Here is an 8,683-nt window from a genome sequence, read left to right on the forward strand (position 1 = left end):
TATTTATTTGGAATGTTACATTTAATTAAAAATAGTACGAAAAATAAACCCCCTGAACTTTCAGGGGGTTTGTTTTTTATAATGTAGCAATTGCTTTTTCTATCCTATTTTTAGTCTCTTCTTTACCAATTAGTTCAATTATATCAAATAAATGAGGTCCTTTTAAAGCTCCTACAATTGCTAATCGTAACGGTTGCATTACTTTACCCATTCCTATTTCATTTGTTGTCATCCACTCTTTTAATAAAGTTTCAATGTTTAAGGAAGTAAAGTCTTCAATGTTATTTATAATATCTCTTACTTGAGTTAATAATATAGGAGTTTCTTCTTTCCAATTCTTACTTGCTTTTTCATCATAGGTAGTTGGAGCTATGAAGAAATAATCAGCTAAATTCCAAAACTCTGTTACAAAATGTGCTCTTTCTTTAATCAAAGTAACCACTTTAATCAAATCAAGAGTTGTTGTTATTCCCTTTTTATTTAATATACCTTTAAAGCTTTCTGCTAAACGTTCATTTGATTGTTTTTGTAAGTATTGATGGTTGAACCATTTGTTTTTTTCTGGGTCAAACTTCGCTCCTGCTTTATGTATTCTTCCTAAATCAAATTTTTGTGTTAATTCTTCTAAGCTAAATAGTTCTTGTTCTGTTCCATCGTTCCATCCTAATAGGGCTAAGAAATTCACTACTGCTTCAGGAAAGAAACCATTTTCTCTATAACCCATTGAGTTTCCTTCTTCTGTTTTCCATTCTAATGGAAATACAGGGAATCCCATTTTATCGCCATCTCTTTTACTCAATTTTCCATTACCAATTGGTTTTAAAATTAAAGGTAAATGCGCAAATTCTGGAGCTTCCCATTCAAATGCTTTATATAACAAGTAGTGTAAAGGCAAACTAGGTAACCATTCTTCTCCACGTATAACATGCGAAGTTTCCATTAAATGGTCGTCTACTATATTTGCTAAATGATAGGTTGGCATTCCATCAGACTTGAATAGTACTTTATCGTCTAATAAGTTGGTATCAAATTTTATTTCACCACGAATAATATCTTTCAATTCCAAAATTTCATTGATTGGTGTTTTGAAACGTACAACAAAATGCTCTCCATTAGCTATTCGTTCTTCTACTTTTTCACGTGAAACCGTTAAAGAATTATCTAATTGTTCTCTTATCGTATGGTTATAAATAAATGTTTTTCCTTCTGATTCGGCTTGCTTTCTTAATTCATCTAATTTTTCAGGTGTATCAAATGCATAATAAGCCCATCCTTTTGTAATCAATTCATCAACATATTGTTTGTATATTGCTTTACGTTCACTTTGTCTGTAGGGACCATATTTTTCATTTTTACCTATTGTTTCATCTGGGGCTATTCCTAACCATTCTAGCGCTTCAAATATATAAGCTTCAGCTCCTGGAACAAATCGATTTTGATCGGTATCTTCAATTCTTAAGTAAAATGTACCATTATTTTTCTTTGCAAATAAGTAATTAAATAAAGCCGTTCGTACACCTCCTATGTGTAATGGTCCAGTAGGACTTGGAGCAAATCGAACTCTAACGGGTCTAGACATGTTTCTTTTTTTTTGAACTAATTAATTTCAGTGCAAAGATAAAACGAACTTCTCTCTTTATTGTCTTTGGTTCTTATATTTTTTAATGTTATTAATAATTTCTTCTATGGTATTAACGATTTTGTATTGATTTATTACTAAAAAATATTGTATTTTTATCGGTTATAAACAATTTACTAACAATGGCTGAAAAGAAATCCATTATTTACGATAAATTAGAAAGTTTTATCAAGAAGTATTATACCAATGAGTTAATAAAAGGGGCCTTACTTTTTATTGCCATTGGTCTCTTGTATTTTATTTTTACTTTTTCAATTGAATACGTATTTTGGTTTTCCACTAGCGGTAGAAGTGTTCTTTTTTGGTCTTTTATCATTACAGAATGTTTCTTATTATTTAAGTTTATTGCCATTCCATTATTTAAGCTTTTTAAACTTCAAAAAGGTATCGATTATGAACAAGCTTCATTAATTATAGGCAATCACTTTTCAGATGTAAAAGATAAATTACTCAATTTTTTACAGTTATCTTCTGTTAATCAACCTACTGAACTTGTTTTAGCATCTATAGACCAAAAAGCGGATAACTTACAACCAGTTCCTTTTTCTAACGCTATTAATTTTAAAAAAAATAAAAAATTTCTTCCTTTTGCTTTAGTTCCTATTCTTGTTATTCTTTTCTTTTATTTATCAGGTCATGCAGATATTGTTTCAAATAGTTTTAATCGTGTTATAGCATATAATCATAATTTTGAAAAGCCTGCACCCTTTCAATTTGTTATTGAAACTAATTTATTACACGTGGAACAAAATCAATCTTTTCAACTTCGTGTAAAAACTGTAGGTTCAATTATTCCAGAAAATGTTTCAATCAGCATTAATAACGAATCTTATTTTTTAGAAAGTGATCAACCAGGATATTTTACTTACACATTTCAACATGTTCAAAAAGATATTACGTTTCATTTGTCTGCTAATGACGTTATTTCAAAGGATTTTACTTTAAAAGTGATTCATGTTCCTACCATTTCGTCTTTTTCAATGAAATTAGTTTATCCTTCTCATCTAGGTAAATCTCCTGAATTGATTCAAGGTACTGGTAATGCTGTTATTCCTGAAGGAACAAGAGTAAGTTGGATTCTTCATACTTTAGCTACATCAGCTGTACGATATAATGACCACAAGGATTTTACATATTTTATCACTCCTATTTCTAATCAGTTTGTTCATACTAAGTCTATAATTAATACTACAGATTATGAAATATCTATTTCTAATAATAAACTTTTAGATTATGAAAAATTACAATATAAATTGACTGTTTTAAAAGATCAATATCCTTCTATTTCTGTTAGTTTAGCTCCAGACAGTTTAAAATTAAAACAAAAAGTTATTATAGGTCAAATTTCTGATGATTATGGTATTTCTGCACTTCAAGTTGTTTATTATGATGTCACTAAACCTAATGTCATCTTCAGAAAATTGATACCGTTTAAGAATAAACTTGTTGATCAGTTTATTTATTCTTTTCCTGACGGTATTACTCTAAGACCTGGAATCGATTATGATTATTATTTTGAAGTTTTTGATAATGATGCCATCAATGGTAAAAAATCATCTAAATCTTCTGTTTTTTCTCACAAAGAACTTACTTCTGAACAAAAAGATCAAAAAGTTCTTCAAGAGCAGCAGGCGAATATAAATAGTTTCAAAAAAGCACTTAATATTCAAGATAAACAATTAGAAACGTTAGATCAACTAAAAAAATTAGATAAACAGAAAGAGAATTTGGATTATAAAGATCAAAAAAAGATAGAAGATTTTATTAATCGTCAAAAGCAGCAACAAGATATGATGAAAGAGTTCTCTGAAAAGCTAAAGGAGAATTTAGAAGATTTCAAGAACAATAAGAACGAAGATTTTAAAAAAGAATTACTTGAACGTTTTGAGAAAGCTGATAAAGATGCTGCAAAGAATGAAAAATTATTAAAAGAACTAGAAGAGTTAACAAAAAAGCTTCAAAAAGATGAATTGTTTGATAAAGCAGATAAATTAAAACAGCAAGCTAAAGCACAGCAAAAATCATTAGTACAGTTAGTGGAATTAACTAAACGGTTTTATGTAGAACAAAAAGTGGAACAATTAGCGGATAAGTTAGATAAGTTATCTGATAAACAAGATCAACTTTCCGATAAACCAACAAATTCATTGGATGACCAAAAGAAAATCTCTAAGGAATTTGACGATTTAAAAAAGGAATTAAACGATTTAGAGAAAGATAATAAAGAATTAAAAGTTCCTATGGACATTCCAACAGATAAGGAAGAGCAACAGAATATTGATAAAGAGCAACAAAAAGCTGAAGAAAATCTTCAGAAAGATAATAAATCTGCCGCCAAAAAAAATCAGAAATCTGCTTCATCTAAAATGAAGCAAATGAGTAAGAATATGTCATCTTCTATGTCTGGTGGTGAAATGGAAGACAATGCTGAAGATGCTAAAGCATTACGACAAATTTTAGATAATCTTTTAACTTTTTCTTTTGATCAAGAAAAATTGCTTAATCAATTTAAACAAGTGAAGAATGCTAAAACTTCAATTAATTCATTATTAAAAAGACAACAAGAATTGAAAGTTCAATTTAAACATATTGATGACAGTATTTTTGCCGTAGCTCTGAGACAGCCAAAATTATCTGAAATGGTATTAAAAGAAGTCGAAGAAGTGCATTATAATCTAGATAAGTCTTTGGAGCTTTTACCTTCCACTAACATGTATAAAGGCATCTCTCATCAACAATTTACTTTATCTTCTGCCAATAAATTAGCTGATTTTTTAAGTAATGTTCAAAGTGATATGAACATGTCAATGAATAGTTCTTCTGGTGGTAAAGGTAAACCAAAACCTGGTCAAGATTCTGGCCAGCAACTTTCAGATATTATAGAAAAACAAAAAGGTCTTGGTGAAAAAATGAAAGAAGGTCTACCTAAACCTGGTGATGGTAAGAAACCTGGTCAAGGTAATAAGCCTAATGAGTCTGGAAAATCGGGTCAAGGATCTTCCGGTAGCGACGGTGAAGGCGATGCTGGTAAATTATTAGAAATTCTTAAACAACAGCAGGAGTTAAGACAAACACTGCAAAATGAATTAGAAAAGCAAGGTTTAGGTGGTAACGGTCAAAGTGCATTACAAAAAATGAAAGAGCTAGAAAAGCAATTAATCAATAAAGGTTTTACTCAAGATAATTTAAATCGTGCTTTACAAATCAACCATGAGTTATTAAAATTAGAGCATGCTATGAAACAACAAGGTCAAGACAGTAAGCGTGAATCAAATAGTAATACAAAAGATTACTTTGGATCCAGTAAGCCTTTACCTCCTGCTCTTTTAAATTATTTAAAAAGTGTTGAAATATTAAATAGACAAAGCTTACCTTTGCAGCCCAATTTTAATCAAAAAGTTCAATCGTATTTTAAAAACTAATGATAACATTTAATTACGAATCAGATTTTGTTTTATCTAATGAAAGTATTTATTCTAGTTGGATATCCGCTATTATTGAATCTGAAAATTTTTTAGAAGGTGAGATTAATTATATTTTTTGTAATGATGATTATTTACACGCTATTAATTTACAATATCTAAATCATGATACTTTAACTGATATCATTAGTTTTGATTATACAGAAGGGACATTAATTTCTGGTGACATTTTTGTTTCTATAGAACGTGTTCTAGATAATGCTCAGGAATTTAAAGTGTCTTTTGAAGACGAGTTAAAACGTGTGTTAGCCCACGGAGTTTTACACTATTGTGGGTATAAAGACAAATCTGAAGAGGATGTTTTTTTAATGCGTCAGAAAGAAGATGAAAAAATTAGCATGTTCCACGTGGAACGTTAATTTTACATCTTTTTATTTTGTTCCACGTGGAACAAAATAAAACAACTATTATTAATAATAAATGTTTCACGTGGAACAATGAGTTTATTTCAAGATTTATACGATGTTATTGTTGTTGGTGGTGGTCACGCAGGTTGTGAAGCTGCTGCTGCCGCTGCTAATATGGGTTGTTCTACCCTTTTGGTTACAATGAATTTGCAAAACATTGCTCAAATGTCTTGCAACCCCGCTATGGGAGGTATTGCGAAAGGACAAATAGTCCGAGAAATTGATGCACTAGGCGGTTATTCTGGAATTGTTTCTGATAAAACCGCTATCCAATTTAAAATGTTGAACTTGTCAAAAGGGCCTGCTATGTGGTCTCCTCGTTGTCAAAGTGATCGAATGCGTTTTGCTGAAGAATGGCGCTTGATGTTAGAAGGCACTCCTAATTTAGATTTCTATCAAGAAATGGTTTCAGGAATTATTACTGAAGGAAATAAGATTATTGGTGTGCGTACTTCTTTAGGTGTGGAAATTAAAGGTAAAACAGTTGTGCTAACAAACGGAACTTTTTTGAATGGTTTAATTCATATTGGTGAAAAACAATTTGGTGGTGGTCGTGCTGGTGAAAGTGCTTCTTTTGGAATTACAGAAGATTTGCAAGCTTTAGGTTTTGAGTCTGGAAGAATGAAAACAGGAACGCCTCCTCGTGTAGATGGTCGTTCTTTAGATTTTTCAAAAATGACAGAGCAACCTGGTGATATCAATCCTTCTAAATTTTCGTATTCAGATGTGACACAACCGTTAAAACAACAACGTTCATGCTACATGTCCTATACTTCTGAAGTGGTTCATGATTTATTACGCGAAGGTTTTGATCGTAGTCCTATGTTTAATGGAAGAATAAAAAGTATTGGTCCAAGATATTGTCCGTCTATTGAAGATAAAATTAACCGCTTTGCTGATAAAGATAGACATCAATTATTTGTTGAACCTGAAGGCTGGAATACAGTTGAATTTTATATCAATGGTTTTTCTACTTCATTACCTGAAGATGTTCAGTTTAGAGCTTTACGTTCAGTTGCAGGTTTTGAAAATGTTAAATTCTTTAGACCGGGTTATGCAATTGAGTATGATTACTTCCCTCCTACTCAATTGAAACACACATTAGAAACTAAATTAATTGACGGCTTATATTTTGCTGGACAAATTAATGGTACTACTGGTTATGAAGAAGCAGCTTCACAAGGTTTAATGGCAGGTATTAATGCTGCTTTAAAAGTTAAAGAGCAAGATCCTTTTATTTTAAAAAGGGATGAAGCTTATATAGGTGTTTTAATTGATGATTTGATTACCAAAGGAACAGAGGAACCTTATCGTATGTTTACCTCTAGAGCTGAATATAGAACTCTATTACGTCAAGATAATGCAGATTTACGTTTAACCCCAAAAGGTTTTGCCATAGGTTTAGCTAAAGAAGATCGTTTACGTAGAATGGAATATAAACGCGATGCATCTGATGCCTTCTTAACGTTTTTTAAAGAAACAAGTTTAAAACCTGATGAAGCCAATCCTATTTTAGTAGAAAAAGGTTCTTCACCAATGTCGCAACCAGATAAAATGTATAAGGTGTTTTCTCGTCCCCAATTAGATTTAGAAGATTTTATCAAATTTGAAAAAGTGGCCAATTATATTCAAGAGCATAATTTGGATTCTGAAATTATTGAACAAGCCGAAATTCAAGTTAAGTATGCGGGTTATATAGAAAAGGAAAAAAACCATGCAGATAAAGTCAATCGATTAGAAGATGTAATGATTCCCTCAAATTTCGATTTTGATAAAATTAAGTCCATTTCAATTGAAGCACGTCAAAAATTAAATAAAATTAAGCCAACTACTATTGCACAAGCTTCTCGTATTAGTGGCGTTTCACCTAGTGATATTTCTGTCCTTTTAATTTATATGGGAAGATAATATGAAAAAGTTCAACATATTTACACCTATGTTGAACTTTTTCATTGTTAATAATATTATTAGTTCCACGTGAAACAATCATGTTAAGCATTATAAATACTGTAATTAATCAAAAATAAGCACATGCAATTTTCAGAAGAAAATCAATTTTTAATAGTTAAAGATTATTCGGTTTCTAAAGAAACTTTTTCTTTGTTGTATAATAAAGAATATGATATTTTAAAAACAGAGCCTACTCCATCTTTAGATGTTTTAGGGAAATATTATGAAAGTGACGATTATATTTCTCATACTGATAGTAAACGATCTCTTTTCGAAAAATTATATCATTTTGTTAAAGTTAGAGCCATTAAGAGTAAAGTGGCACTTGTTACGAAAGAGAATAAATCTAAAGGGAATTTATTAGACATTGGTGCTGGAACGGGTGATTTTTTAAACGAAGCTAACAAACAAGGTTGGACTACTTTAGGTTATGAACCTAATAATTCTGCTAAAATTTTAGCAGAAAATAAAGGAGTTGTTTTTACCGAAGATATTTTTGTGTTACCGAATGCTAGTTTTGATGTTATTACCATGTGGCATGTATTAGAACATGTGCCGAATCTTGAAGAATACATCGCCAATTTAAAACGATTGCTGAAACCAAGTGGCACAATTATTATTGCTGTTCCAAATTATAAATCCTTTGATGCACAGTACTACGGTCGTTTTTGGGCTGCTTATGATGTGCCCCGTCATTTATGGCATTTTTCTAAATCAAGTATAAAAAGACTTTTTTCTGATCACGATTTAAAATTGTTTCACGTGAAACCTATGTGGTTTGATAGTTTTTATGTGAGTATGCTTTCAGAAAAATATAAGACAGGAAAAATGAGTTTGATTAAAGGAGGCTTAGTTGGTTTACGCTCAAATGTGTCTGGAATCTTTAAAAAAGAGTTTTCATCGCACATTTACATCATTAAAAACAACTAAAATCGATTTTAAAGCTGTTTTTAGCTGTTTTATCACTATAAAATATCAAAATATATTACTAAAATTCAAACTTTTGTTAAAAACAAGCTATTGAAGTTGTTTTTTATAAGTGACTTTGATATTTATTTTACATATAATAGAAATAATTTATATATAAAAAATGCGGGGGTTAACATTTTTGAAGTAGGGGTATTAACATTGAGATTTGTAAAATATTGGCAGCCAGCCATTTGCGCGTCGATGGTATTAACATCGTTTTAAAAACAGCTAAAAAA

Annotated in this window: 5 protein-coding genes; 4 read left to right on the top strand and 1 reads right to left on the bottom strand. The window is 30.5% G+C overall.

All coding sequences use genetic code 11. The features are described 5' to 3' along the window. Positions 1-76: 76 nt before the first annotated feature. Complete coding sequence (gene gltX / locus QZ824_RS09470) at positions 77-1,579, bottom strand: glutamate--tRNA ligase (protein ID WP_291275778.1); 1,503 nt, start codon at positions 1,577-1,579, stop codon at positions 77-79. 182 nt (positions 1,580-1,761) lie between these two features. On the opposite strand from gltX, the gene QZ824_RS09475 reads away from it, so the two are divergent. The 4 genes from QZ824_RS09475 (at position 1,762) to QZ824_RS09490 (ending at position 8,408) form a co-directional block, all read left to right on the top strand. Further along, positions 1,762-5,061 (top strand): hypothetical protein, encoded by a 3,300-nt coding sequence (locus QZ824_RS09475; protein WP_291275779.1) that lies wholly within the window; start codon positions 1,762-1,764, stop codon positions 5,059-5,061. After that, positions 5,061-5,480 carry an rRNA maturation RNase YbeY gene (gene ybeY / locus QZ824_RS09480; RefSeq protein ID WP_291275780.1) on the top strand — a complete coding sequence of 140 codons (420 nt, stop codon included), beginning with the start codon at positions 5,061-5,063 and terminating at the stop codon, positions 5,478-5,480. The genes QZ824_RS09475 and ybeY overlap by 1 nt, the downstream gene beginning before the upstream one ends. A gap of 78 nt (positions 5,481-5,558) precedes the next feature. Further along, a complete protein-coding gene (gene mnmG / locus QZ824_RS09485) occupies positions 5,559-7,436 on the top strand; it encodes a tRNA uridine-5-carboxymethylaminomethyl(34) synthesis enzyme MnmG (protein WP_291275781.1) in 1,878 nt (625 codons plus the stop codon). 123 nt (positions 7,437-7,559) lie between these two features. Then, complete coding sequence (locus QZ824_RS09490; RefSeq protein WP_291275782.1) at positions 7,560-8,408, top strand: class I SAM-dependent methyltransferase; 849 nt, start codon at positions 7,560-7,562, stop codon at positions 8,406-8,408. The last annotated feature ends 275 nt before the right edge of the window (positions 8,409-8,683 follow it).

This window comes from Flavobacterium sp. (assembly GCF_021151785.1).
In the GTDB taxonomy this organism is placed as follows: domain Bacteria; phylum Bacteroidota; class Bacteroidia; order Flavobacteriales; family Flavobacteriaceae; genus Flavobacterium.